Origin of the sequence: Streptomyces sp. C36, assembly GCF_040932295.1 — a bacterium.
Lineage (GTDB): Bacteria > Actinomycetota > Actinomycetes > Streptomycetales > Streptomycetaceae > Streptomyces > Streptomyces triculaminicus.
Map to the genome: position 1 here is coordinate 449,449 of NZ_JBFQGI010000006.1, position 26,207 is coordinate 475,655.

18 protein-coding genes are annotated in these 26,207 nt (G+C 74.1%); 11 read left to right on the forward strand and 7 right to left on the reverse strand.

Going from position 1 to position 26,207, the window contains the following annotated elements:
* Positions 1–154: 154 nt before the first annotated feature.
* Both fhuB and fes read left to right on the forward strand, forming a co-directional pair.
* Entirely contained in the window at positions 155–2,353 is a 2,199-nt protein-coding gene (fhuB, locus tag AB4K12_RS21090; RefSeq protein WP_368435659.1) for a Fe(3+)-hydroxamate ABC transporter permease FhuB, read from the forward strand.
* Between the two features lie 114 nt (positions 2,354–2,467).
* On the forward strand, positions 2,468–3,691 hold the full coding sequence (gene fes, locus AB4K12_RS21095; protein ID WP_368435660.1) for an enterochelin esterase: 1,224 nt from the start codon (positions 2,468–2,470) through the stop codon (positions 3,689–3,691).
* Positions 3,692–3,776: 85 nt separating this feature from the next.
* Here fes and AB4K12_RS21100 read toward each other — a convergent pair whose 3' ends face one another.
* From AB4K12_RS21100 to AB4K12_RS21110, 3 genes are read right to left on the reverse strand one after another with little or no spacing between them, the layout of a single operon-like run.
* On the reverse strand, positions 3,777–5,144 hold the full coding sequence (locus AB4K12_RS21100; RefSeq protein ID WP_368435705.1) for a DHA2 family efflux MFS transporter permease subunit: 1,368 nt from the start codon (positions 5,142–5,144) through the stop codon (positions 3,777–3,779).
* Positions 5,145–5,191: 47 nt separating this feature from the next.
* Positions 5,192–5,395 carry an MbtH family protein gene (locus AB4K12_RS21105; protein WP_368435661.1) on the reverse strand — a complete coding sequence of 68 codons (204 nt, stop codon included), beginning with the start codon at positions 5,393–5,395 and terminating at the stop codon, positions 5,192–5,194.
* A 4-nt stretch (positions 5,396–5,399) separates the two neighbouring features.
* Positions 5,400–12,593 (reverse strand): amino acid adenylation domain-containing protein, encoded by a 7,194-nt coding sequence (locus AB4K12_RS21110; protein WP_368435662.1) that lies wholly within the window; start codon positions 12,591–12,593, stop codon positions 5,400–5,402.
* Positions 12,594–12,748: 155 nt separating this feature from the next.
* Here AB4K12_RS21110 and AB4K12_RS21115 point away from each other — a divergent pair, with 155 nt between their 5' ends.
* The gene (locus AB4K12_RS21115) at positions 12,749–13,885 is read left to right on the forward strand and encodes a M20 family metallopeptidase (RefSeq protein WP_368435663.1); all 1,137 of its coding nucleotides are present in this window, start codon (positions 12,749–12,751) and stop codon (positions 13,883–13,885) included.
* 64 nt (positions 13,886–13,949) lie between these two features.
* Here AB4K12_RS21115 and AB4K12_RS21120 read toward each other — a convergent pair whose 3' ends face one another.
* From AB4K12_RS21120 to AB4K12_RS21130, 3 genes are all read right to left on the reverse strand, one after another.
* Positions 13,950–14,942: an ABC transporter substrate-binding protein gene (locus AB4K12_RS21120; RefSeq protein WP_368435664.1), complete on the reverse strand. Its 993-nt coding sequence runs from the start codon at positions 14,940–14,942 to the stop codon at positions 13,950–13,952.
* A gap of 167 nt (positions 14,943–15,109) precedes the next feature.
* Complete coding sequence (locus AB4K12_RS21125; protein ID WP_086566078.1) at positions 15,110–15,316, reverse strand: hypothetical protein; 207 nt, start codon at positions 15,314–15,316, stop codon at positions 15,110–15,112.
* Between the two features lie 95 nt (positions 15,317–15,411).
* Positions 15,412–15,735 carry a hypothetical protein gene (locus AB4K12_RS21130; protein ID WP_368435665.1) on the reverse strand — a complete coding sequence of 108 codons (324 nt, stop codon included), beginning with the start codon at positions 15,733–15,735 and terminating at the stop codon, positions 15,412–15,414.
* 264 nt (positions 15,736–15,999) lie between these two features.
* Here AB4K12_RS21130 and AB4K12_RS21135 point away from each other — a divergent pair, with 264 nt between their 5' ends.
* The 5 genes from AB4K12_RS21135 (at position 16,000) to AB4K12_RS21155 (ending at position 20,655) form a co-directional block, all read left to right on the forward strand.
* Positions 16,000–17,214, forward strand: coding sequence for a serine hydrolase domain-containing protein (locus AB4K12_RS21135; RefSeq protein WP_368435666.1), 1,215 nt, complete (start codon positions 16,000–16,002; stop codon positions 17,212–17,214).
* Between the two features lie 167 nt (positions 17,215–17,381).
* Positions 17,382–18,731: a glutamine synthetase gene (locus AB4K12_RS21140; protein WP_368435667.1), complete on the forward strand. Its 1,350-nt coding sequence runs from the start codon at positions 17,382–17,384 to the stop codon at positions 18,729–18,731.
* A gap of 1 nt (position 18,732) precedes the next feature.
* Positions 18,733–19,860, forward strand: a complete 1,128-nt coding sequence (locus tag AB4K12_RS21145) for an amidohydrolase family protein (RefSeq protein WP_368435668.1) — start codon at positions 18,733–18,735, stop codon at positions 19,858–19,860.
* A gap of 246 nt (positions 19,861–20,106) precedes the next feature.
* Positions 20,107–20,400, forward strand: coding sequence for a hypothetical protein (locus tag AB4K12_RS21150; RefSeq protein WP_368435669.1), 294 nt, complete (start codon positions 20,107–20,109; stop codon positions 20,398–20,400).
* A 12-nt stretch (positions 20,401–20,412) separates the two neighbouring features.
* Positions 20,413–20,655 carry a hypothetical protein gene (locus tag AB4K12_RS21155; protein ID WP_368435670.1) on the forward strand — a complete coding sequence of 81 codons (243 nt, stop codon included), beginning with the start codon at positions 20,413–20,415 and terminating at the stop codon, positions 20,653–20,655.
* Here AB4K12_RS21155 and AB4K12_RS21160 read toward each other — a convergent pair.
* The gene (locus AB4K12_RS21160; protein WP_368435671.1) at positions 20,643–21,815 is read right to left on the reverse strand and encodes an aminotransferase class V-fold PLP-dependent enzyme; all 1,173 of its coding nucleotides are present in this window, start codon (positions 21,813–21,815) and stop codon (positions 20,643–20,645) included. The genes AB4K12_RS21155 and AB4K12_RS21160 overlap by 13 nt on opposite strands.
* A gap of 138 nt (positions 21,816–21,953) precedes the next feature.
* Here AB4K12_RS21160 and AB4K12_RS21165 point away from each other — a divergent pair, with 138 nt between their 5' ends.
* From AB4K12_RS21165 to AB4K12_RS21175, 3 genes are all read left to right on the forward strand, one after another.
* Positions 21,954–23,501, forward strand: a complete 1,548-nt coding sequence (locus AB4K12_RS21165; protein ID WP_368435672.1) for an alpha/beta hydrolase — start codon at positions 21,954–21,956, stop codon at positions 23,499–23,501.
* Positions 23,502–23,567: 66 nt separating this feature from the next.
* Positions 23,568–24,812, forward strand: a complete 1,245-nt coding sequence (locus tag AB4K12_RS21170) for a glycosyltransferase (protein WP_368435673.1) — start codon at positions 23,568–23,570, stop codon at positions 24,810–24,812.
* Between the two features lie 52 nt (positions 24,813–24,864).
* Positions 24,865–26,175, forward strand: a complete 1,311-nt coding sequence (locus AB4K12_RS21175) for a wax ester/triacylglycerol synthase domain-containing protein (protein ID WP_368435674.1) — start codon at positions 24,865–24,867, stop codon at positions 26,173–26,175.
* Positions 26,176–26,207: the final 32 nt, after the last annotated feature.

Sequence of the window (26,207 nt, forward strand, 5' to 3'; positions counted from 1 at the left end):
CGAGGGATGACTGCGGAAGCACGCCCACCATATGACCACATATCCGCATACGCACGCGGATGCCCTCCACGGGGATCCGAAGGCGGGCAGCCCGGGGCGCGCCGGACCCTCCCGGCGTTCCGGGCCTTAAATATCATTAGGCTAGCCTTACCTTATGACTTTGTCGCACGTGGATCCCGAGGCGGAAGCCGTTGATGACCAGGCACTTCCGGACGCTCCGCACGGCCGCCGGACCCTCCTGATCGCCTCCGCCTCCCTCCTGCTGGCGGTCCTCGTGCTCGCCGCCCTGTCGCTGTCCGTCGGCGCGGGCGAGGTGGGACCGGGCGACGTGCTCGACTACGTCCTCGGCCGGAACGGGGCACGCGACAACTCCCGGCTCTCCCTCGTCGTCGGGGACCTGCGCATCCCGCGCACCCTGACCGCCCTGCTCGTCGGCGCGGCGCTCGGCACCTCCGGCAGCCTCCTGCAGGCCGTCACCCGCAACCCCCTCGCCGAGACGGGGCTGCTGGGCGTCAACGCGGGCGCCTCGCTCGGCGTCGTCGTCGGCATCGCCTTCCTCGGCGTGCAGAGCGGCTACGGGCACCTGCTGTGGGCCTTCGGCGGCGCCGTCGCCGCCAGCGCGCTCGTGCTGTTCATCGCCGGCCGCCGGGGCGGCGGCTCACCCATGCGGCTGGTCCTCGCCGGCTCCGCCCTGGGTGCCACCTTCGGCGGCATCACCAGCGTCATCATCGTCAACTCCGCCGAGACCTACGACCGCTTCCGCTTCTGGGTACTGGGCTCGCTCGCCGGCGTCGAGGGCTTCGGCAAGCTGACGAGCCTGCTCCCCGTCCTCGCCCTGGGCTTCGTCGTCGCCCTCCTCATCGCCCGGCCGCTGTCCGCGCTCGCCCTCGGCGACGACCTCGCCCGGGGCCTGGGCCACCGGCCGTCCGCCATCCGCGTGGTCGTCGCGCTGGCGGTCACCCTGCTCACCGCCTCCGCCGTCGCCCTCGTCGGCCCGATCTCCTTCCTGGGCCTGCTCGCCGGATTCCTCGCCCGGGCCGTCGCCGGCCCCCGCCTCACCGCCCAGATCGCCCTGGCCGGCCTCATCGGCGCGGGCGTCCTCACCGGCGCCGACGTCCTGGCCAGGGTCGTCTCCCGGCCCTTCGAGGCGCCGGTCTCCGTCATCATCGCCCTCATCGGCGCCCCCGTCCTCATCGCCATCGTCCGTTCCCGGCGCATGGGCGCGATGGGCATGACCGATCCCGCCACCGAAGAGGGCTCCGCGCCCCGGCGGCTCCTCCCCCGTCTCCCCCGCCTGCCGGGGCTTCCGTGGGGAGCGAAGGAACGTTCCGAGAGTCTGCTGGTGCGACGCGGCGCCCTCTCCCTGCTGGTGCCGCGCCGGGCCGCGCTCGCCGCGCTGTCCCTGGCCGCGCTGCTCCTGGCCGCCGTCGTCGTCTCCGCCTACGCCGGGCAGAGCGAGATGAGCCTGACCCGCACGTTCAACGCCGTCTTCGGCTCCGGCGACCGCTTCGACGTCCTGCTGGTGCAGAAGTTCCGTCTCGGCCGCATCATCGCCGGGCTCACCGCCGGCGCCGCCCTCGGACTCGCCGGCTGCCTCACCCAGACCCTCGCCCGCAACCGCCTCGCCACCCCCGAACTCCTCGGTGTCAACGACGGCGCCACCGCGGCCGTACTGCTCTCCACCACTCTCACCGGCACCTTCGGCGCCTGGTGGGCGGGGCCGGTCGGCGCGCTGGTGGCCGTCCTCGTCGTCACCACCGTCTCCGGCGGCCTCGGGCAGCGCGGCTACCGCGTCCTGGTCGTCGGCCTCGCCATGTCGGCGCTCGCCTCGGCCGTCACCCAGGTCGTCCTCTCCCGCCGCTCCCTCAACTCCGCGAGCTCCCTCTACGTATGGACCTCCGGCAGCCTCAACGGCCGCGGCTACTCGGTGGCCGTCCCCGTCCTCATCGGCCTCGCCGTGCTCGTACCCCTCGCCCTCGTCGCCGCCCGGCAGCTCAACGTGCTCCGCTTCGACGACTCCACGGCCTCCTCGCTGGGCGTCGCCCCAGGGCGGGTGCGGCTGATGTGCCTGCTGCTCGCCGTGGGGCTCGCCGGCCTCGCCGTCGGCATCTGCGGGCCGGTGGGCTTCGTCGCCCTCGCGTCGCCGGTCATCGCCGGACGGCTGGCCGGGCCGCTGCGGGTGCCGGTGCTGGGGTCGATGCTGACGGGGGCGGTTCTGATCGTTCTCGCCGACACGGTGGGGAGGATCGTCTTCGACGGGGTCGAGGTGCCGGTGGGCATTGTGACGACCGTTCTTGGTGGACCGTTCCTGCTGTGGGTGTTGCTGGGGCGGTCGGCGGCGGCGCGGGTGTAGGCCTCCGGCGGTTTCTTTCCCCACCCCGCCCCTTCCCGTAACCGGGGGCAAGCCCCCGGACCCCCGGACCGCGCCACGCGCGGCATTTGGGGACAAGAAAGGAAGCCCATGGAGATGCAGAGCTCAATGCTCCGCGAGCTCGCGGAAGCCGTGCGCGTCGGCGAGGCCGACGCCGTCGAAGCCTTCTGGCAGCGCGCCGAGCGCACCGGCACTCCCCTCGTCGAGCCCGACCCCGAAGGAGACGACGCCTGGCGTCTGGTCACCTTCCTCTGGCGGGACGACGTGGACGAGCCGGCCACCGGCGTGCTCGCCCTTCTGCACACCGTCACGGACAAGGACCGGCACGCCCACGACCTCGCGCCGCATCTGATGAGCAGGCTGCCCGGCACCGATGTGTGGGCGATCAGCCACCGGCTGCGGGCCGATCACCGGGCCTCGTACCAGTTCTCGGTCCACCGCGGCTCCCGCGAGGACGCCCTGCGCACGGACCGTCGCAGCTGGCTGGGCGTTCTGGACGGTGCGCTGCCCGATCCGCTCGCCGCGGGGCCCTCGCTCGCGGCGCGGGACGGGCGCAATGCCTCGTCCGTGCTGGAGCTCCCCGACGCACCGACCCAGGAATGGGCGGTCCCCCGCGACACCGTACCGCGCGGCGAGCGCGTCGACGCGGAGGTCGACGGGCGGCGCGTAGGCGTGCACCTTCCCGCCGGGCACACCGAGGACCGCGGCCCGTACGCCGTCGCCGTGCTGCTGGACGGCGAGATGTGGGGCCCGGTGCTGGACTTCGCCTCCACGCTGGACAACCTGCGCGCCGACGACCGCATACCGCCGACCGTGACCCTGTTCGTCGAGACGATGGGCCGCGACCGGCGCATGGCCGACCTCAGCTGCAGCGAGGAGTTCGTCGACTGGCTGGCGGACGTGCTGCTGCCGTGGGCGGCGCGGGAGTACGGGGCGACGGACGACCCGGCGCGCACGGTCGTGGCGGGGCAGAGCGCGGGTGGTCTGACGGCGGCCTTCGCCGCGTTCCGGCGGCCGGAGCGGTTCGGGAACGCGCTGTCCCAGTCGGGTTCCTTCTGGTGGCCGGACGGGACCGAGTTCGACGGCGGCAGCGAGTGGCTGACGCGGCAGTACGCGACGCACGGGAAACTGCCGGTCCGCTTCCACCTGGAGGTGGGCCTGCAGGAGTGGATGCTGCTCCCCCAGAACCGGCACCTGCGCAATGTTCTGGAGGCGCGCGGCTACGACGTGACGTACACGGAGTTCAACGGCGGCCACGACTACGCCTGCTGGCGCGGTGGCCTGGCCGACGGCCTCGCGGGGCTGCTGGCACCGCGGTAGTACCGCCGGTGGTACCGCCAACGAAAGAGGTCCCGGACCGGCAGGACGCCGGTGCGGGACCTCTTTCGTGGGGCGCGCGGTGTGCTCAGGCCGCGGCCGGCAGTTCGTCGGCCCGCGGTTCGTCGTCGAAGGGCGGCGGGCCGGGGGCCTCCTTGGGCATGCGCAGCGCGCACAGGGTGCCGAGGGCGACGAGACCCGCGGTGACCGCGATGGCGGCCCGGTACGGGCCCGGGTCGGTGTCGTGCGTGCCGGCGCCGCCCCAGGCGGAGATGACGGCGGCGGTGACCGCGATGCCGAGGGCGCCGCCCAGGGTGCGCACGATGGTGAACAGGGCCATCGCCTGGCCCATGGCCGGCGGCGGGACGTCGGAGAAGCCGGCGATCTGCACGGTGAGCACGGCGGTGCCCAGCACCAGGCCCACGCAGAACATCAGCGCCCGTACGGCCCAGGCGTTCTCGGCGACGCCCGGCACGGCCAGCGCGCCGAAGACGGCGGTCGCCAGCAGCAGGGCGGGCACGGCGAGCCACCGGGGGCCGAGCCTGGGCATCAGCCGGTCGGCCACCTGGGAGGCCAGCATCAGTCCGAGCGCCTCCGGGAAGACGCTCAGGCCCGCGTCCAGGGCCGAGGCGCCGAGGGCAGCCTGGTAGAGGAGCGGGAAGGCGAAGAGGACGCCCATCAGGCCCGCCGAGGTGACCAGCGCGAGCACGGTGGCGGACGCGAACACCTTGTCGGCCAGCAGGCGCAGCCGGAGCAGCGGTGTCCGCGCCCGCAGCAGGTGGACGCACCCGGCGGCCAGCAGCGCGAGCCCGAGCGGGCCGGCGACCAGGACCGAGGGCGCGGTCCAGCCGTGGGTGGGGCCGAAGCCGAGGGCGTAGGTGAGCAGGCCCAGTGCGGGGGTCGCCAGCAGGAAGCCCTTCAGGTCGAAGCCCTCGGGCTCCTCCTTGTGCTCCCCGAGCCCCAGCAGGCCGATCACCACGGCGGCCGCGCCGAGCGGCACGTTCACGAAGAACAGCCAGTGCCAGGACAGGTGCTCGGTGAGGAAGCCGCCGAGCGGCGGGCCGAGCGCCGGCATGAGCGCGGTCGGCACGATGAGCACCTTGGACAGCTTCATCCGCTCGTGCGGCGGGAAGGCGCGGAAGAGCAGCGTCATCCCCACGGGCGTCAGGAGGCCGCCGGCGACGCCCTGCAGAACACGGGCGAGGACCAGCGTCGGCAGGTTCTGCGCCAGACCGCAGGCCGCCGACGCGGCGGTGAAGACGGCGAGGGCGCCGAGGAAGACCTTCTTGGTGCCGAAGCGGTCGCCGAGCCAGCCCGCGACGGGCAGGGCGACGGCGAGCGCGACGAGGAAGGCCACCTCGACGGTGTTGGCCGCCGAGACCGGTTCGCCGAAGTCCCGGGCGATGGTGAGCAGCGCCGGGTTGACGATGGTGGAGTCGAGACCGTTCATGCACATCGCCGTCGTGTACACGATCACGACGGCGATGCGCGGGGAGAGGCGGGTCACCGGGCGGAGGCCGGGGTCAGGTCGGTCCAGTGCTCGGTGATCCAGTCGAGGGCGGGCTGCCGGGCGCAGGGCCCGTGGGCGGCCGTCCAGCCCTCGGGCACCTCGGCGAAGCCCGGCCAGAGGCTGTGCTGCCCCTCGGCGTTGACAAGGACGAGGAAGTCTCCGTCGCCGTCGAAGGGGTTGGCGGGTGCGTCGCTCATGGGGTCAGTTCTCCAGGTTCTGCAGTCGGTCGGCGATGACGCTGGCGATGTGCGCGATCGGTTCGGGCAGGGTCATGTCCTTGTGCGAGCAGGCGACGTTCGTGTTGTCGATGCGCCCGGTCACATAGGGGGTCCAGGTCTCGGGGGTGAGGGTGTCGTCGATGGTGTCGACGGTGGCGCGGAAGAAGAGCACGTCGCCGTCGAAGACCCGGTGGTCGAAGGAGCGCACCAGGAGGTTGGTGTTGATGTAGGTGCGGTTGAGGGCCTCGATGGTGGCGTCGTCGAGGCTGGCCAGCGGGGAGCCCTCGCGGCGCAGCACCTCGGTGACGTGGGCGAGTTCGAAGGGCTTGCCCTCGAGGCTGTCCGGTCCGTAGCCGCCCATGGCGAGCAGGGCCTCGAGGGCCTCGGCCTGGTCGGGTACGGGCAGCTCGCGGAAGCCCTCGGCGGGGTAGGCGTCGAGGATGGCGAGCAGCTCGACCTCGGCGCCGAGGTCCTGCAGGCGGGTGGCCATGGCCTGCGCGATGATGCCGCCGGTGGACCAGCCCATGAGGCGGTAGGGGCCCTCGGACTGGACCTCGCGGAGCCGGTCGACGTAGTGCGCGGCCAGCTCCTCCAGGGTCTTCGGCAGCGGCTCGGCGGCGGTGGCCGGGCCGACGCCCTGGGCCTGGAGGCCGTAGATGGGCACGTCGGCGGGCAGGTGGCGGATGAGTCCGGCGTAGCACCAGCTGAGGCCGCCGGCGGGGTGGACGCAGTACAGCGGGGCCTTGTCCCCGTCGTTCGCCGGGCGCAGGGGGAGCAGGACGTCGAGGGCGTCGGTGCCTTCGGCCGCGTCGAGGGCGGCGTCCAGGGCGGCCGGGGTCGGGGCCTGGAAGACGGTGCCGATGCCGACGTCGGCGCCGAGCGCGGACTTGACGCGGCCGGCGAGGCGCACGGCGAGCAGGGAGTGGCCGCCCAGGTCGAAGAAGTTGTCGTCCACGCCGACCCGGGGCAGGCCCAGGACGTCGGCGAAGATCGCGCAGAGCTGTTCCTCGCGGGGGCCGCGGGGGGCGCGGCCCTCCGTGACGGCGCCGGCCAGGTCCGGCGCGGGGAGCGCCTTGCGGTCGAGCTTGCCGTTGGCGGTCAGCGGCAGGCGGTCCAGCAGGACGACGGCCGACGGCACCATGTGGAGGGGCAGTTCGGTGCCGGCGTGTTCGCGCAGTCGTGCCGGGGTGGTCTCGCGGGCGGGGACGGCGTAGGCGACGAGGCGCTTGTCGCCGGGGGTGTCCTCGCGGACGACGACGGCCGCGTCGGCGACGTCGGGGTGGTCGGCGAGGACCGCCTCGATCTCGCCGAGCTCGATGCGGAAGCCGCGGATCTTCACCTGGTGGTCGGCGCGCCCGAAGTATTCGAGGGTGCCGTCGGGGCGGCGGCGGGCGAGGTCGCCGGAGCGGTACATGCGGCTGCCGCGCTCGCCGAAGAGGCGGGCGAAGGGGTCGGCGACGAACCGTTCGGCGGTCAGGGCGTGCCGGCCGAGGTAGCCGCGGGCCAGGCCCTCGCCGGCGACGTACATCTCGCCGGTGACGCCGGGCGGCACGGGCTGGAGGTGCTCGTCGAGGACGTAGACGCGCAGGTCGGGGATGTTGACGCCGATGGTGCTGGAGGTGCCGGCGGCGGCGCTCGCGCGGTCGAGGGCGATGTACGAGACGTGGACGGTGGTCTCGGTGATGCCGTACATGTTGACCAGCGTGGGCGCGTCCTCGGCGTGGCGGGCGTACCAGTCGTCGAGGCGGCCGAGCTCGAGGGCCTCGCCGCCGAAGACGACGTAGCGCAGGGCGAGTTCCGTGCCGGGCCGGTCCTTGTCGGCGGCCATGAGCTGGTAGAACGCTGACGGCGTCTGGTTGAGGACGGTCACCCGCTCCTCCTCCAGCAGGCGCAGGAACGCGGCGGGGTCGCGGCTGACGAGGTGCGGGACGACCACGAGCCGGCCGCCGTGCAGCAGCGCGCCCCACATCTCCCACACCGAGAAGTCGAAGGCGTAGGAGTGGAACAGCGTCCACACGTCGCTCTCGTCGAAGCCGAACCAGTGGTCGGTGGCGGAGAAGAGGCGGGCGACGTTGTGGTGGGTGACGGGGACGCCCTTGGGGCGGCCGGTGGAGCCGGAGGTGTAGATGACGTACGCGACGTCGCCGGGGCGCTGGGCGCGGGTGCGGTCGTCGTCGGTCAGGTCCGTGGGCGCGTACGCGTCGGCCTCGGTGCCGTCGACGAGGACGACGGGCAGGTCGTGCGCGGGTATGCGCGCGGCGGTCGCGGTGTCGGTGACGACGGCGGCGGGGGCGGCGTCCTGGAGCATGTAGGCCAGGCGGTCGGCCGGGTAGTCGGGGTCCATCGGCAGGTAGGCGGCCCCCGCCTTCGCGGCCGCCAGCAGGCCCACGACCAGCTCCGGCGAGCGGGGCAGGGCCAGCGCCACGATCGATCCCGGCCCGATGCCGCGCGCGGCCAGCAGCCGGGCCAGGCGGTTGGCGCGGTCGGACAGCGCGGCGTAGGTGAGGGAGGTCCCGTCGCAGGTGACGGCCGTGCGGCCGGGGTGGCGGCGGGCGGCGTCCTCGTACAGCTCGACGAGGGTCTGCTTGGAGGGGGTGGGCGTGGTGGTGCCGGCGTTCCATTCGACGACGGAGCGGTGGAGCTCCTCGTCGTCGAGCAGGGGCAGCCGGCCGACGGGGGTGTCCGGGGCGGCGGCCGCGGCGGTGAGCAGGCGGGTCAGGTGGGCGGAGAGGCGGGTGGCCGTGCCGGCGTCGAAGAGGTCCGTGCGGAACTCCAGGAAGCCGGATATGCCGCCGCCGGGCTGCTCGCCCGCGTTGAGGGTGAGGTCGAACTTGGCGGTGCCGGACGGGACGGCGCCGATGCGGGCCGTCAGCCCCTCGCCCATGGCGAACTCGGCGTCGGGCACCGACTGCCAGGCGAGCATCACCTGGAAGAGGGGGTGCCGGGCCAGCGAGCGCGGCGGGTTGAGCTCCTCGACGAGCCGGTCGAAGGGCAGGTCGGCGTGCTCGTACGCGGCGATGGTGGTGGCGCGGACGCGGTCGAGGAGGGTACGGAAGGTGGGGGCGCCGGAGGTGTCGGTGCGCAGGACGAGGGTGTTGACGAAGAAGCCGACGAGGTCGGCGGTCGTGTCGTCGTCGCGCCCGGCGACGGGGGTGCCGAGGGGGATGTCGGTGCCGCAGCCGTAGCGGGTGAGCAGGGCGGCGAGGGCGGCCTGGACGGCCATGAAGACGCTGGTGCCGGTGGTGCGGGCGAGCCGTTCCAGGGCGGCGTGGGCCGTGGCGTCGAGGTGGAAGGGGACGGTGTCGCCCGCGTAGGACGCGACGGCGGGGCGCGGCCGGTCGGTGGGCAGTTCGAGCTGGTCGGGCAGTCCGGCCAGGGTCCGCTTCCAGTGCTCCAGCTGCCGGGCGGCGAGCGGGGTGGGCTCGTCGGCGGTGCCGAGGAGGTGCTGCTGCCAGGCGGTGTGGTCGGCGTACTGGACGGTGCGGCGGCGGAGTTCGGGGGCCCGGCCGGCGGCGCGGGCGGCGTAGGCGGCGGCCAGGTCGCGGGCGAGCGGGGTGGTGGAGGCGCCGTCGCCGGCGATGTGGTGCAGCAGGAGGAGCAGGGTGTGGCGGTCGCCGCCGTCCGAGAACAGCGTGGCGCGCAGCGGGGGTTCGGCGGCGAGGTCGAAGCAGTGGCGTACGGCCTCGGTGAGGTCGCCGTCCGCGGGGGCGGTGTGCAGCCGCGGGCTCGCCTCGTCGGTGGTGAGGATCCGCTGGTAGGGCTCGTTGTCGGTGGCCGGGTAGACGGTTCTGAGCGTCTCGTGGGCGTGCGTCAGGTCGCTCAGGGCGAGCCGCAGGGCGTCGTGGTCGAGCGGTCCGGTGAGGGTCAGGACGAGGGGGATGTTGTAGGTGGGGCTGGGGCCTTCGAGGCGGTGCATGAACCACAGCCGCTTCTGTGCCGGGGAGAGCGGCATCCGGTCCGTGCGGGGTACGGGCACCAGCGCGGGCCGGTCCTCGCCGTCGGCCGCGGGCGCCTCGCGCAGGAGCGCGGCGAGGGCGGCGGGGGTGGGGTTGCGGAAGACGTCGGCGAGTCCGAGGGGCGTGCCGAAGGTCTCGCGGATGCGGGCGGCGAGGCGCCCGGCGGTCAGCGAGTGGCCGCCGAGGTCGAAGAGGTCGGCGTGCGGGGCGGGGGCCTCGTCCAGGCCGAGGACGGCGGCGAAGAGGCCGCGGAGGATCTCCTCGTGCGGGGTACGGGGGCCGCTGTGGCCGGTGGCGCCGGCGGTGGGTGCCGCCGGGTCCGGGTCGGGCAGGGCGCGCACGTCGAGCTTGTCGTTGGCGGTGCGGGGCAGGGCGTCGAGGAGGGTGATCGCGGTGGGCACCATGTGGCCGGGCAGCTTCTCGGCGAGGTGGGCCCGCAGCGCCTCGGGGCCGGCGGTCGCGCCCTCGGCGGGCACGGCGTAGCCCAGCAGGCGCTTGCCGGTGGCGGTGTCCCGGGCGATGACGGCCGCCTGGGCGACGGCCGGGTGCCCGGCCAGCACCGCCTGGATCTCGCCGAGTTCGATGCGGAAGCCGCGGATCTTGACCTGGTCGTCGGCGCGCCCGAGGAACTCCAGGGTGCCGTCGGCCCGGCGGCGCACGAGGTCGCCGGTGCGGTACATCCGCGCGCCGGGCTCGCCGTGGAGGGCGCCGAAGGGGTCGGCGGTGAAGCGCTCGGCGGTCAGGTCGGGCCGGTTCAGGTAGCCGGCGGCCAGGCAGGCTCCGGCGATGTACAGCTCGCCGGTGACGCCGACGGGGGCCGGGCGCAGGGAGGTGTCGAGGACGTACGCCCGTGAGCCGCGCACCGGGCGGCCGGTGGCCGTGCCGTCACCGTCGGGGCCGGCCAGCCAGTAGTAGGCGTCGACGGTGGTCTCGGTGGGGCCGTAGAGGTTGATGGGGTTCAGCCCGGCGGTGCCCGCCAGGCGGCGCCACAGCGGCTCGGGCACCGTCTCGCCGCCGACGACGACGAGGGCGGGGCGGTGGCGGTCCTCGTCGAGGAGGCCTTCGGCGACCAGGGTCTCGACGTAGGAGGGGGTGGCGTCGAGGTAGTCGACGCGGTGGTCGGCGACGTAGGCGGTCAGCACGGCCGGGTCGCGGTAGGCGGCGTCGTCCAGGAGGTGCAGCTCGTGGCCGTGGACCATCCAGATCAGAGGGTCCCAGGAGGCGTCGAAGGCGAACGAGGCGCTGTGCGCGATCCGCAGTCTCTCCCGGCCGGTGCGCTCCACCGCCGGGGCGATGTGGTCGGTGCCGTGCCCGGCGTGCAGGTTGGCGAGGGAGGCGTGGGTGACGAGGACGCCCTTGGGACGGCCGGTGGAGCCGGAGGTGTGGATGACGTAGGCGGGCTGACGCAGCGCCGGCGCGGCGGGGGCCGTGCCGGGGCGGGCGTCGAGGCGGGCGCGGGTGTCCGGGTCGTCGAGGAGCAGGACGGGGACGTCGTGCTCCGGCAGGCCGCGCACGGCGTCGGCGGTGCCGACGACGCGGCCGGGGCGGGTGTCGTCGAGGACGTCGGTGAGGCGCTGTGCGGGGTGGCCGAGGTCGAGCGGCTGGCAGACGCCGCCCGCCTTGAGGACGGCGAGCAGGGCGACGACGGTGTCGGCGCTGCGCGGCAGGGCCAGGGCGACCGCGGTGCCCGCCGTCACGCCGCCCGCCCGCAGTTCGTGGGCGAGGCGGTTGGCGGCGCACTCCAGTTCGGCGAACGTGAGCGAGACGGCGCCGCTGCGGACGGCGACGGCGTCGGGGGTGCGGGCGGCCTGTGCGGTGAAGAGCTCGGGCAGCGTCCGCTCGACGGCCGGCTCGGTGCGGCCCGCCGTGGCGCGGTGGATCTCGCGGGCGTCGAGCAGGTCGATGGTGCCGACGGGCCGCTGGGCGTCGTCCAGGAGCAGTTCGGTCAGACCGTCGAGGTAGCGGCGCAGGCCGCTCTCGTGGGTGGCGAGGCCGGAGGCGTCGTAGCGCGCGGGGTTGGCGTCCAGGCCGAGGCTCACGGAGCCGTCGGGGGCCGGGACGACGGCGACGGCGAGGTCGTCGACGGGGCCGGCGGAGAGGTTGCGGACCACGCCGGGCATGTCGCCGAAGGCGAGGTCGCCCTCGAACGCCTTGATGTTGACCATCGGCCCGAACAGCGGCTGCTCGGCGACGGTCAGGCCGAGGTCGCGGCGCAGGTCCTCCTGCCGGTAGCGCTGGTGGCGGCGCACGGCGCGCACCTCGAGGACGACGCGGCGCAGGAGTTCGGCGCCGGTGTCCTGGGGCTGGACGGTGATGCGCAGCGGCATGACGTTGACCATCATGGCGGGGGTGCGCAGGGCGGCGGGGCCGCGGCGGTTCATCAGCGGCAGGCCGAGGACGACGTCCCGGGCGCCGGTCATGCGGTGCACATAGCCGGCGGTGGCGGCGATGAGGAGCTCGGCCCAGGTGGCCTTGGCGGCGCGGGCGGCGGATTCCAGGCGGGTCAGGGAGCCGGCGGGCAGTTCGCCGCCGTGCCGCAGGACGGCTCCCGCGGCGGCGGCCGGGCGGTCGGAGAGGGAGACGGGCCCGGGCCGGTCGGCGAACCGCTCGCGCCAGAAGTCGCGGTCGGCGGCGTGCCGTTCCCCGGCCGTGTACTCGGCCTCGTCCTCGACCAGCTCGCGCAGGGTGCCGAAGGGGTTCTCGGGAGGAGTGGTGCCGGCGGCGAGGGCGGTGTAGGTCTCGGCCAGCCGACGGCCGATGAGGGTCAACGCGTAGGCGTCGACGGCGAAGTGGTGGACGCGCTGGTACCACCAGTGGCGGTCGTCGGCGAGGCGGATGAGCGCATGGGTGACCAGGGGGCCCTCGGTGAGGTCGACGGGCCGGTCGAGGTCGGCGCGCATCCAGGCCTCGGCCTCCTCGTCGGGCCGTTCGGCGGTGCGCAGGTCCAGCCGCCGCAGGGCGGGGACGGCTCCGGGCTCGACGCGCTGGGCGGGGTCGCCGTCGCCGGGGGTGGCGACGAGCGCCAGCGTCTCGGCCTCCTGGACCGTCCGCCGCAGGGCGCGTTCGAACAGCTCCTCGTCCAGGGGGCCGTCGATCTCCACGCAGTCACCGGTGTTGTAGACCGGGTTGCCGGGCGCGAGAGCCTGGGCGTACAGGATGCCGGACTGCGCGGCGAGCAGCGGCAGTTCGGCAGGGGTGGTCTCGGCCTGATGGTGACGCATGCGTGGGGACTCCCGATATATGGCAAACGTTCCTGGTCGCACCGGACCCCCCGGTGCGTCAGCTTAGGTAAGCCTAAGCTATTTTTTGATCGCTTGTGAGAGCGGCCCCCGCATCGCCTGAGCAGCATCGAACACCGAAGACACTGGAGCCGGACATGACCGTGGCCGAAGGCCTCAAATCAGCCATACGGGAGCGGGTTTCCGCTCATCGCGAGGAGCTTCTCGCCCTCAGCCGCCGCATCCACGGACACCCCGAGACGGCCTTCGCCGAGCACCGGGCGGCGGCCTGGTGCGCCGAGGTCCTGGGCGATCACGGCTTCGCGGTCACCGCCCCCGCCCACGGCCTCGAGACCGCCTTCGTGGCCACCGCCGGCTCCGGGCCCGTCACCGTGGCCATCGCCTGCGAGTACGACGCGCTGCCCGGCCTCGGCCACGCCTGCGGACACAATCTGATCGCCGCCGCCGGCGTCGGCGCGGCCATCGCGCTGGCTCCGCACGCCGACGAACTGGGCCTGACCGTACGGGTCCTGGGCACCCCGGCCGAGGAGCGCGGGGCGGGCAAGGCGCTGCTGCTGGAGGCCGGGGCCTTCGAGGGCGTCGACGCCGCGATGATGGTGCACCCCTGCCCGTTCGAGGTCGCCGAGTTCCGCTCGTTCGCGCTCGGCACCCTCTCGGTGGAGTACCAGGGCAAGGCCGCGCACCCGAGCCTGAACGCGCACGAGGGCCGCAACGCCGCCGACGCGATGACGGTCGCCCAGGTGGCACTGGGGCTGCTGCGCCAGCAGTTGCCGGCGCAGTGGAAGGTGCACGGCGTGACCACGAGCGCGGGCACGGCGCCCAATCTGATCCCCGACCGGGCCACCGCCGAGTACGAGATCCGCGCCTCGGCCGCCGAGGACCTGCGCGAGGTGCGCGAGCGCGTCGAGGCCTGCTTCCGGGCGGGCGCGCTGGCCACCGGCTGCGAAGTGACCCTCACCCGCCCCGAGCCCGACTACCTCGACTTCCGGACGGACCCCGGGCTCATCGCCCTCTGGCAGGCCAACGCCCGTGCGCTGGGCCGCCCCGAGCCGCAGCAGCGGGACGCCTTCGCGTGCACCGACATGGGCAACGTCTCGCACGCCGTCCCCTCGATCCACCCCGTGCTCGACATCACCGGCGGCGCCTGCGGGCCGCACGAGCCGGAGTTCGCCGCGGCGGCGGTCTCCCCCGAGGCCGAACGGGCCATCGTCGACGGGGCCGTCGGCATGGCCTGGACGGCGGCGGACTTCGCGGCCTCGCGCGCGGCGCGGTGAGAAGAACGCCGGGGGCGCCGGGCGGACTGATCCAGTCCGCCCGGCGCCCCCGGCGTCACGGCGGCTACTTCTTCAGCGCCTTGGCGATGTCGTCGATGACGGCCAGGCTGGCCAGCGGGCCACCGCGGGTGGACCACACCGAACCGTTCACGGTGACGGCGTGGTTCTTCTTCACCGCGTTCAGCTCCTTGTACGCGGGCTTCTCCTGGACGTCCTTCAGCGCCTTCTCGCCGTCGGCGGTGAGGGTGGACAGGAACAGCCAGTCGCCGTCGATCTCGTTGATCTTCTCCAGGCTGAGCGCCGGGGTGTGGGCGTTGCCGTCCTTGTCCTGGGCCTTGGGCCGCTTGAGGCCCATGTCCAGGGCGACGCCGGAGGCGAACTGCTTCTTCTCCATCCAGCTCGGGCCGTCGGGGTTCCAGCGCACGATGCTGACCTCGGCACCCTTGTTGTCGCCGAGCTCCTCGCCGGTCTTCTTGGCCTTGGCCTCGTAGTCGGCGATGACCTTGTTGGCCTTGTCCATGCCGTTGACGGCGTTGGCGATGCCCCGGAAGGAGAGCTTCCAGTCGTCGGTCGGGGCCATGGTGACCAGCGTGGCCGGGGTGATCTCGCGCAGCTGCTTGAGGACCTGCTGGTCCTGCATGTCACCGGCGAGGATCAGGTCGGGCTTGGCGGCGATGACCTTGTCCATCACCGGCTGCAGCAGATTGCCGACGACGTTGATGCCCTTGACCTTGTCCTCGAGGTAGGCCGGGGGCTTGTTCAGGCCCTGCCCGTTGGTGATGCCGACCGGCTTGAGGCCGAGCGCGAGCACCGCGTCCAGGTCCTCCTGGGTGAGGGTGACGATGCGCTTGGGGTTGGCCGGGACCTTGACCGCGGTGCCGGTCGCGTCCTTGATCGTACGGGTGCCGCCCCCGCCCGCCTCGGTCTTCGCCTCGTCCTTGCCCTTGTCGGAGTCCGAGCCGCAGCCGGTCAGGAGCAGGGCGGCCGCACCCACAGCGGCGAGAGCCTGGGCCGCGCGGCGCGGGGCGGACAGGAGAAGGCGGTTGGGCGAGGTCATCGAATGCTCCGGGCGTCGAAAAGAAGTCAGAAGTACAAGGGGTGGGGCCGTCCGATCGGGGGCTGAACCCGCCGGACGGAAGCGATATTAGGTTAGCCTTACCTTAAAGTCACTCCGCAGGGGGGTTCCGGTGGTCCGGACCCCCCTGCGACCCGCCCCCGGCGGCCTCACTTCTGACGCAGGAAGAGCAGCCGGGCGAGCACCCCCGGCCTGCGGGCCGGGGAGCGATGGCCGGCTCCCGCCTCGGACGCGGGAACCTCGGGGCGTTCCTCCACGATGACCGGGGCGGGCTCCGGCTCGGGTTCGGGTCGGTGGGTGCGATAGGCCTCGGCGCGCACATAGGCGCCGAGCGCACGCGCGGGATCGATGCGCATGACGTCACTCCTGCTGTCGTACTGCTGGCATGCCGGAATCCGGGTACACGAACGACGCCCCCGGCCCTCGAACAGGGCGGGGGACGTGGTTCCGCTCAGCAGCGCAGGACGGAATGACAGGCGTGACCGGGGGCGACGGCGGCCTCGCCGGGCCGGGCCGGCGGCTGCCCGCAGGCGAGCCCCCCGGCACCTCCGATGGCGGCCGTCGGGACCGGCGAGCGTCCGCCCACCGGCCGCCCCGCCCTCCCCGGACGCGGAACGCGCCTTTCCGGCACGCAGGCGGCGTCGTCGGACGAGCCGTCCGACGCCGGGGCCGAGGCGGGAGCCCTCTCCCGGGCGGAGGCGGACTCCACCCACTCCGACGTCACACCGGACAGCACCATCAGGGCGGAGGCCAGCAGCACGATGACAGCCCGCATCACGGGCTGCATCACGGCAGCACGACCCCAGAACGCCACAAATCCAGCGTAGTCGGTCACTCACCTTACGTGCATTCCGTCGATCGAGTGAGATTACGGAGTGGAGTACGACATCTCGGTAGATAGTGGTCTGATAAGAACAATGGCCGAAACCCGCTCCCCCCACCGGAATCCCCTCAACCGCCTCTCAACGCCAGGGACGTTGACGGAGTCCTCCCCGCTGTACAGCCCTTTGAAGGTTTCCTCGCAGGGAGAGGCAGGCAGATGACCGCACGGACGATACGCAGAGCACTGACGGCGGCGGCCCTGGCCGCGGCGCTGGCCACCACGGCCCTCACCACCACCGCCTCGGCCGACACCGGCCGGGACCACGACCGGCACGCCGCCACCCGGGCCATGATGGAGGCTCAGGTGAAGGCCGGGGTTCCCGGCGTCCTGGGACAGGCGCAGGACGCGCACGGCGTCTGGAACGCCTCCGCCGGCGTCGCCGACCGCGGAACCGGCCGCGAGCGGCTCCCCCAGGACCGCTTCCGCATCGGCAGCATCACCAAGTCCTTCGTCTCCACCGTGCTGCTGCAGCTGGAGGCCGAGGGCAGGCTCGACCTCGACGACAGCGTCGAGCGCCGGCTGCCCGGCGTCGTGCACGGCAACGGCCACGACGGCGGCCGGATCACCATCCGGCAGCTCCTCAACCACACCAGCGGCGTCTTCAACTACACCGAGGACCCCGCGTTCTTCCAGCAGATCAGCACGGGCTTCCTCGAGCACCGCTACGAGACCCGCACGCCCGCGCAGCTGGTGGCCACGGCGATGAAGCACGAGCCCCACTTCGAGCCGGGCAAGGGCTGGCACTACTCCAACACCAACTACGTCCTCGCCGGGATGATCGTCGAGAAGGTGACCGGCCACTCGTACGCCTCCGAGGTCGACAAGCGCATCCTCAAGAAGGCCGGCATGCGCTCCACCACCCTGCCCGGCACCTCGGCCCGCGTGCCCGGCCCCCATGGCAGGGGATACAGCAAGCTGTTCGCCACCGCGCCCGACGCGAAGATCCACGACGTCACCGAGCTCAACCCCTCCTGGGGCTGGGCGGCCGGCGAGATCATCTCCACCACCGGCGACCTCAACCGCTACTACCGCGCGCTGCTGCGCGGCGACCTGCTCCCCGAGCGCCAGCAGCGGGAGCTCCTCACCGCCGTGCCGACAAGCGACAAGGAGATCGGCGCCGGGTACGGTCTCGGCCTCTCCACGGGCAAGCTGTCGTGCGGCGTGACGATCTGGTTCCACGGCGGCGGTATCCACGGCTCCACCTCGATGGCCTCCGGCACCCCCGACGGCCGCCACACCGCCGCGTTCAACTTCAACGGCGACTGGGCCGGTGACCCCAACGCGCTGCTCGAGGCCGAGTACTGCGGTGCCGGGCCGACGGCCGCCACCGAGACGAGCAAGGACCTGAAGAAGCTCACCTCGCTGCGCTGATCCCGCGCCACCCGCCCGGCGGTCGCCGGCAGCAGCCGGCGGCCGCCGCACCGAGGGCGCCCCGCACATGGCCGTATCCGCACCTCCGCCACCGCGCGTGGGGTGTAATACGGACAGATCTCGACCAGACCCCCGGGCCCGAAGGGCCTTCGAGCGGAGGAGCGGCCGTGGAGCAACGGGAACGGGCGGAGTCGGCGGCCCGGCAGGCAGCCGCTCAGCTCACCGCGCAGGACGTCCGCGGCGTCGCCCTCACCTGGGTGGACAACGCCGGCATCTCCCGTACCAAGGCCGTCCCGACGGGCAGGCTCGCCCACGCCGCCCGCCGGGGCGTCGGCGCGTCACCGTGCTTCGACACCTACCTCGTCGACGACTCCGCGGTCACCAGCCGGTACCTCGGCGGCCCGGACGGCGACCTGCGGCTCTTCCCCGACCTGGACCGGCTCACCGTGCTCGCCGCCCAGCCCGGCTGGGCCTGGGCGCCGGTGGACCGCTACGCGCAGGACGGCACGCCCCACGTCGCCTGCCAGCGGCAGTTCGCCCGCCGCATGACGGACGCCGCGGCGGCCCGCGGGCTCCGGCTGCGCATGGGGTTCGAGACCGAGTGGGTCGTCATGCGGTCCAACGGCCACGAACCACCCCGCTACGGCTGCTCCGGCCCCGCCTACGGCATGACGCGGATCGTCGAACTGTCGGACTATCTGCACGACGTGCTCGACGCGCTGAGCGCGCAGAAGGTCGAGGTGCTGCAGATCCATCCCGAGTACTCCCCCGGCCAGTTCGAGGTGTCCGTCGCCCCCTCGGACCCGGTGGGGGCGGCCGACCTGTCCGTCCTGGTCCGCGAGACCGTGCGCGCGGTCTCGCACCGGCACGGCCTCGACGCCTCCTTCGCTCCCGTGGTGGAGCCGGGAGGCGTCGGCAACGGCGCCCATCTGCACCTGAGCCTGTGGCGGGACGAGCGGAACCTGTGCCGGGGCGGTGACGGCCCGTTCGGCATGACCGACGAGTCCGAAGCTTTCCTGGCCGGGATCCTGCGGGAGCTCCCCGCCCTGCTGGCGCTCGGCGCTCCCACGCCCGCCAGCTATCTGCGGCTCGAGCCCTCCCGCTGGGCCGGCGTCTACCGCTGCTGGGGCCTGGAGGCCCGCGAGGCCGCGCTGCGCTTCGTCACGGGCGCGCCCGACGACACCGAGGCCGCCAACGCCGAGGTCAAGTGCTTCGACGCGGCGGCCAATCCGTACCTGGTCACCGGCGCGGTCGTCGCCGCCGGGCTGGCCGGGCTGGACGAGGGGCTCCGGCTGCCGCCCCCGGCGGCCGGCGACCCGGCCCTCACCGGCGGCCAGGAGCGCCTGCCGACGTCCCTGGCCGAGGCGCTGGAGCACTTCCGGCGCTCGGACCTGCTGCGCACGGCGCTCGGCGACCCGCTGTTCGAGGCGATCGCCGCCGTCCGCGCGGGCGAGGTGAAGCTGTTCGAGGGCCTCGCGCCGAAGGACGTCGTGGCCGCCACCCGCCGGCGGTACTGACATGACCGGCCCGTACGTGCCGCCGCTGGTCGACCACCACTGCCACGGCGTGGCCCGCTCCGGGCTGTCCGCCGAGGCCTTCGAGTCCTTCCTCACCGAGTCCGACGCGCCCGCCGCGCCCGGCACCACCTTCTTCGACACCCAGCTCGGCTTCGCCGTACGCCGCTGGTGCCCGCCGCTGCTCGGGCTCGAGCCGCACTGCCCGCCGGAGGAGTACCTCCGGCGCCGCCACGAACTCGGCCCGGCCGAGGCCACGCGCCGGCTGCTGGGCGCCGCCGGCATCGCCGACTACCTGGTGGACACCGGGCTGACCGGCGATCTGACCACGCCCGCCGAGCTGGCGGCCGCGAGCGGTGCCGCCTGCCACGAAATCGTCCGCCTGGAGCCGCTCGCCGAACGGGCCGCGGACACGGCCGGCGGCGTCTCCTCCTTCCTCGACGGCCTCGCCACGGCCGTGACGGACGCCGCGGCCGGCGCGGTGGGCTTCAAGTCGGTCGTCGGCTACCGCCACGGCCTGGACTTCGCGCCCGCCCGGCCGGAACCCGCCGAGGTGCGCTCCGCCGCCGGCCGGTGGCTGGCCGGACGGGCCCCGGGCGAGCGGCTGGCCGACCCGGTCCTGCTGCGCCATCTGCTGTGGTCGGCCGCCGACACCGGCCTGCCGCTCCAGCTGCACACCGGCTTCGGCGACCCCGACCTGCGGCTGCACCGCTGCGATCCCCTGCTGCTCACCGACTTCGTCAAGGCCGTACGGTCCACGGGCTGCACGCTGGTGCTGCTGCACGGCTACCCCTACCACCGCAACGCCGGCTACCTGGCCGCCGTCTTCCCGCACGTCTACGCCGACGTGGGCCTGTCGCTGTCCCACACCGGCGCACGGGCGGAGGCGGTGCTGGCGGAGACGGCCGAGCTGACCCCGTTCGGGAAGCTGCTGTTCTCCACGGACGCCTACGGGCTGCCGGAGCTGTACGTGGTGGGCGCCGAGCTCTTCCGCCGGTCCCTGACGCGGCTGCTGACGGGCTGGGTGGAGGAGGGCGCCTGGCGGGCCCGGGACGCGGAGCGGGTGGCGGCGATGATCGCGGCGGGCAACGCCCGGAGGGTCTACGGGACGCCGGGGGAATCGTTCGGGTGACGCCCAGGGCGTGACCGGGAACGAGACCGACCGGCCCGCCCATCTCTACGACACGCCCGACTGCCGGGGCGCGGCGTCCTGCTTCCCGGCCGGGTTCTACGGCCGCCAGACGTTCCACAGCGTGGCCTTCATCCGGCAGCCGGCGCCCGTCGCCCGGCAGTGCCCAGGCACCACTCGGGTTCCCCTGATACGGCGAGAGCGATTTCGCTACTCTGGGCGGTCGAGCCGCCTACGCGGGGAGGACCCATGAGCACCGGCCAGGTGTGGAGCATCGAGCGCATTCGCGACGCCCTCGGCAGTCCCGACCTCTCCCGCCGCTTCGTCCATGAGATCGGCCGGGCCCCGGCGCACGAGGTGCTGGCCGTCTTCGCGAAGTGGCAGGGCATCGCCGAACGCACCCTCGCCGCGGTCGAACGCGGCCGGCAGGCGGCGGCGGCGCAGGCGGCGGGCGGCGACGTCCCGGGCGACTGGATCGACATCACCCGAAAGGTGCAGGAGGACGCTGCCCTCGTTCGCGCCCGCGGAGCCGCCTGGAGCTGACACCCTGGGTGGGTGTACGCGCTCAAATACGATGCGACGATAGCCGCCGTCTGGGACTCGCTCCCGCCGCCGGTGAGCGCGCAGCTCAGCGACGTCCTCGCCGCCGCCTGCACGGACCCCTTCGCGGCGACCGTCCCGTACGGCGAGGACGACGGGATCATGCGGATGCTGGTGCTGGACGAGGTCTTCGCCGTCATCTATCTGGGCCACCAGACGAAGACGCTGCACATCTACCAGATCGACTACCTGGGCTGAGCGCTCCCGGCGAGGCCGGCGAGCACGGCGACGGCCCGGTCGAGCTCGTCCTCGGTGTTGTAGTAGTGCGGCGAGAGCCGCACCAGCGGTTCGCTCTGGTACAGCGACGTCTCCGGGGTGGTGACGGTCACGTTGATCCCGTGCCGGGCCAGCTCCGCCTTGACCTCGTCGGCGGCGAACCCTTCGACCGTGGCGGTCACGAGGGCGCACCGCTCGCGCCCCCGGTCGTGCGTGGTGACGCCCGGCACGGCGTCGAGGCGCTCCCGCAGGGCCGCGCCCAGGCCCCGGGCGCGCTCGCCGATGGCGTCCAGGCCGAGCTCCAGGGCCTGCCGGGCGGCGCTGCCCAGACCCAGGACGTTGGAGTAGCTCATCTCCCACGTCCCGAAGCGCCGTGCGCCCGGCCGCCAGGTGTAGCCGTCCTTGCCGTCCCAGATGGCCGCGGCCGTCTCGTTGACGGGCGGTTCGAGCCCGTCGGCGAGCCCGGAGCGGATCCACAGGAAGCCGGTGCCGCGCGGGCCGCGCAGGAACTTGCGGCCGGTGGCGCAGAGCATGTCGCAGCCGATCTCCTCGACGTCGACGGGGAACTGGCCGACGGACTGGGTGGCGTCCAGCAGGAACGGCACCCCCGCCCGGCGGGTGATCCGGCCGATCTCGGCGACCGGGTTGACGAGGCCGCCGCCGGTGGGGACATGGCTGACGCCGACCAGCCGGACGCGCTCGTCGATGAGGCCGGCCAGGGCCTCGGTATCGAGTTGTCCGAAGGCGTCGTCGGGGACGACCACCACCTCGGCGCCGGTGCGCTGGGCGACCTGCAGATAGGCCAGCACATTGCTGCCGTACTCCGAACGCCCGGTCAGGATCCGGTCGCCGGGCCGCAGGCGCAGGGAGTAGAAGGCGGCCCCCCAGGCGTGGGTGGCGTTGTCGAACAGAGCCACCTCCTCGGGGCGTCCGCCGACGAGTCGGGCGACGGCGGCGTACGTCGCCTCGATGTCGGCGAGGCGCTCGGCGGCGGCCTCGTAGCCTCCGATGCGGGCCTCGAATTCGAGGTAGGCGGTCATGGTGTCGAGGGTGCGGCGGGACAGGAGCGCGGCGCCGGCGTTGTTGAGGTGCACGCGATGCGCGCAGCCGGGGGTGTCCTCGCGCAGTGCGGCGATGTCCATCGGGGTCCTCTCTCCGGACGGTGGGACGTGACGCGGGGGTGGCATTGGTGCCACCCCCAGGACGGGCACTGAAGGGATCGATCGTGACCGGTCGGCGCGGAAGTATCGACGCCGTACTCACACTGCCCAGGAGGATCGATGTTCACGTTCGGGAAGTCGTCGCGGCGGGCGGCCGTCGCCGCGAGCGCTCTGGTGGCGGCCGTCGCCGCCACCGCCCTTCCGGCGTCGCCCGCCCAGGCCCGCTCGGCGGTGCCCGCCCGCTACGCCGGGCAGAAGCTGGACTGGCGGGCCTGCGAGGAAGGTTCGTCGCTGGAGTGCGCGACGATGACCGTGCCCCGCGACTGGCACCGCCCGGGCACCGGCGCGGACATCTCGGTCGAGGTCTCCCGGCACCGGGCGAGCGACCCCGGCAAGCGGCGCGGCGTGCTGATGATGGCCGCGGGCGGGCCCGGCGGCAGCGGGCTGGCGCGACCCGGTGAGGTCGTGCGCAGGTCCCCGGCGGTGGGGGCGGCCTACGACGTGGTCAGCTTCGACCAGCGCGGGGTGGGGCGCAGCACCCGGGCGGTGTGCCAGACCGACGCGGAGTTCACCGACTTCCTGGCCGGGGACTACCGCGACCGCTCCCCCGCCGCGATCGACGCCGTGCTGCGGAAGTCGCGCGCGTTCGTCGAGGGCTGCAAGGCCCGCACGGGGGACCTGCTGCCCTACCTCAACACCGAGCAGACGGTGCGGGACATGGACCTCTTCCGCTCGCTGCTGGGCGCGCCCAGGATCGCGTACTACGGCGCGTCCTACGCCACGATGATCGGCGCCTATTACGCCACGCTCTTCCCGCAGCGCGTCGAGCGGGCCGTGCTGGACAGCAACATCGCCTTCGACGGCACCTGGGAGGAGTTCATGACGGGCCAGCCCAAGAGCTTCCAGCGCCGTTTCGAGCAGGACTTCCTGCCCTGGCTGGCGAAGTACGACGACGTCTACCACTACGGGCGTACGGTCGAGGAGGTCAAGGCCGCCTGGGAGCGGCGGCGGGCCGCGCTGCGCGAGCACCCGGTGACGGCCGGCTCGGTGGTCATCGGCCCCAACCAGTTCGACAACGGCGCGATACGGACGATGTACAACGCGAAGGACGGCTTCCCGGCGCTGGCCCGGGGCCTCGTGGCGCTCGACCACTGGGACGCCGCCGCCCCGGCGGAGAAGCAGCTGGTGGGCAAGGTGTTCGGCGAGTACCTCAGCCCGGAGTTCCTCGCCGAGTACTTCTCGGTGACCTGCAACGACACCCCGTGGACCCGTGACACCGGCCACTGGGTGCGCAAGGGCGGCGAGGACGCCCGCGACCTGCCGCTGATCGGCGCCCGCGAGCTCGCCTTCGCCTCGGTCTGCGCGGCCTGGCCCGCGTCCCCGGCGCCCGCGGTGAAGGTGACCGGCAAGGGCCTGCCCACCACGCTGATGCTCAACTCGGAGCACGACCCGGCCACCCACTACGAGGGCGCCCTGCGGGCCCACCGTGCCCTGCGCGGGTCGCGTCTGGTCACGGTGACCGGCGGCGGCGACCACGGCGCGTACATGTCGGGGAACACCTGTGTGGACGGCGTCGTCGAGTCCTACCTCCTCGACGGCAAGGCGCCGGAGCGCGACATGTCGTGCGCGGCCGGCCCGCTGCCGGTGCCCGAGGGGGCGGCGAAGTAGCCGGGTGCCGTATCCGGTCCGGGGGCCCTGTCGTTGTCCCGGCAGGGCGGCGGGAGGGCCGAGGACATGCGCATCCAGATCATCACAGCGGGTACGACGGGTTCCGTCGCCCCCTACACGGGCCTCGGGCACCGGCTGCGGTCGGAGGGCCACGAGGTGGAGCTCGTCACCCACGCCAGGTTCGCCCCGGCGGTGACGTGTTGCGGCCTGGGCATGCGGCCGCTGGAGGCGGACCCGTTCGAGGAACTGCTGGGGGTGCACAGCCGGGCCGATGGCGCGGCCCGTTCGCCGCGCGTGCTGCTGGACTTCGCACGCGCTGTCGAGCGGGCCGCGCTCGCGCTCGTCGACGGGATCCTGGCCGCTCTGGACCCCAAGGCCGACCTGGTGCTGCTGTCGTCGATCGCCGCCCCGATCGGCCGGGTGGTGGCGCGCTACCACGGCATCGCGAGCATGGGCGTCTTCCTCCAGCCCGACGCGCCCACCTCGGCGTTCTCGCCCTGCACCATGGCCCTGAGGCCGCCGGGGTACGCGAACCGGCTGCGCGGGTACGGCGCGAACGGCGTGCTGGACGCCCTGTACGCCGCCGCGAACCGCAGCCTGCATCTCCGGCTCGGGCTGGCCCACCGCAGCGCGCACCGGCTGCGCCGGGAGCGGGAGCGCGAGCGGTGGCCGATCTGGCACGGCTACAGCCCGTCGGTGGTGCCCCGCCCGGCGGACTGGCGCCCGGGCCTGCGGGTCGCGGGCTACTGGTGGCCGCACGAGTGCGCCGACTGGCAGCCGCCCGCGCAGGTCACGGACTTCCTCGCGGCCGGGCCGCCGCCGGTGTTCGTGGGCTTCGGCAGCATGATGCCCGGCGATTCCGAGCGGCTGAGCGATCTGACGGTCCGTGCCCTGCGGCAGGCGGGGCTGCGCGGCATCGTCCAGTCCGGCTGGGCCGGGCTGTCCGTGGCCGGCGACGACGTCATCACCGTCGGTCCGCTCCCGCACGGGTGGCTCATGCCGCGCACCGCCGCCGTGGTCCATCACGCCGGGGCCGGCACCACGGCGGCCGGCCTGCGGGCGGGCGTGCCGGCGGTGCCGGTGCCGGTCCTGACCGACCAGCCGTGGTGGGCCGCCCGGCTGGCGCGGCTGGGGGTGAGCCCCGGGGTGCTGCCGTTCGCCGACCTGACGGTGGGCCGGCTGGCGGGGGCCCTGCGGCGGGCCACGGGCGATCCGCGCTTCGGCCGGCGCGCGGTCGAGCTGGCCGGGCGGCTGGGGCGGGAGGACGGGGCCGGGGCCGTCGCCCGGGCGGTCGCGGAGACCGGCCGGTGAGTGCCGGACGGCCCGAAGGGACCACGCCACAGCCACGGATGAGGAAGCGTTCATGACACCGCACACGCCCGCGCCCGCTCTCGCCCCGCCGGCCGCTCCGGCCGACGGCCGGCCGGCGGGAGCGGCCATGCCGCCGCTGGACGCCTGGCTGTACCGGCACCAGAGCAGCGGGGCGATCTGCATGACCGTCGGCGTCATGGCCTGGTTCGACGGTGCTCCTCCCCCGACCGCCTGGCTGCGCGAGCGGGTCGCGGCCCGCTGGGGGGCGCACGAGCGGCTGTGCCTGACGCCGGACGCGGCCGCCGGGCCCCGGGCCTGGCCGAGGTGGGTCGCCGGTCCGCCCTTCGCCGCCGGGGACCATGTCGTGGAGGGGCCGGGGGCCGCCACGGCACCGGCGGAGGCGGTCGTCGCCCGGCTGCTCGCCCAGCCCCTGGGTCCGGGCCGGCCGCCCTGGCAGCTGCACCTGCTGCCGGCCGCCGGCGGCTTCGCGCTGCTGCTGCGCGCGCATCACGCGCTCCTCGACGGGGTCTCGCTCATCACGCTGCTGCGCACCCTCCTCGACGCCCCGGTGGCGGCCCTGCCGGGCCCCCGGCCGGGCCGGGAGTCCCTCGCGCGGGCGGCCTCCTCCGCGCCCGGGGCCGCCTGGGCCCGGGCCTTGGCGGACATGGTTCCCCGGGGGCGTCCGCTGCCGTTCCACGGCGCGGTGGACTCCCGGCGGGCGGTGGCCTGGAGCCGGTTGTCCATGGCGGACGTGGGCGCGGCCCGGGGCGCGCTGTCGGCGGGGCGGGCCTCGATCAACGCCGTCTTCCTGGCCGCGACCGCCGGTGCGTTGCGCACCGCCGGGGCGGTGGGGCGGCTGCCGCTGCCGGGGGTGTGCGCGATGGTGCCCGTCGACGTGCGCACGGCGGACGAGGCGGCGGTGCTGGGCAACCGCTACGCCACGGTCCGCGTGCCGCTGCCCCTGGGCGGGGACGTCCGGCGGCGGCTGGCGGCGGTGGACGGCTTCACCCGGCGCGCGGCGCTCAAGGAGCGGGCGCGGGCCCAGGCCCGCCTGGTGGCGTCGCGGCCGCGACGGCACAGCGTGCTGGGCGACGTGCTCGGCCGCTACGCCGACTCCCCTTTCCACTCCTCGCTGCTGTGCAGCAGCGCGGCGACGTACGCGGGCCCGCTCGGCCTGGGCGGCGCGTGGCTGGCCGGGCTGGCGGGGCTGCCTCCGCTCAGCCCCGGCCACCCGTTGGCGGTGACGATGTTCCTGCACGACACGACCGCCGTGGTGACGGTGGTGACCGATCACGCCCACCGCCGACTGGCGGACCGGCTGCCCGCTCTGATCCACGCGGAGGTGCTCGCGCTGCGGCCGTGAGACGGCCGCCCGTGCCCGGGGACCGCCGGGCC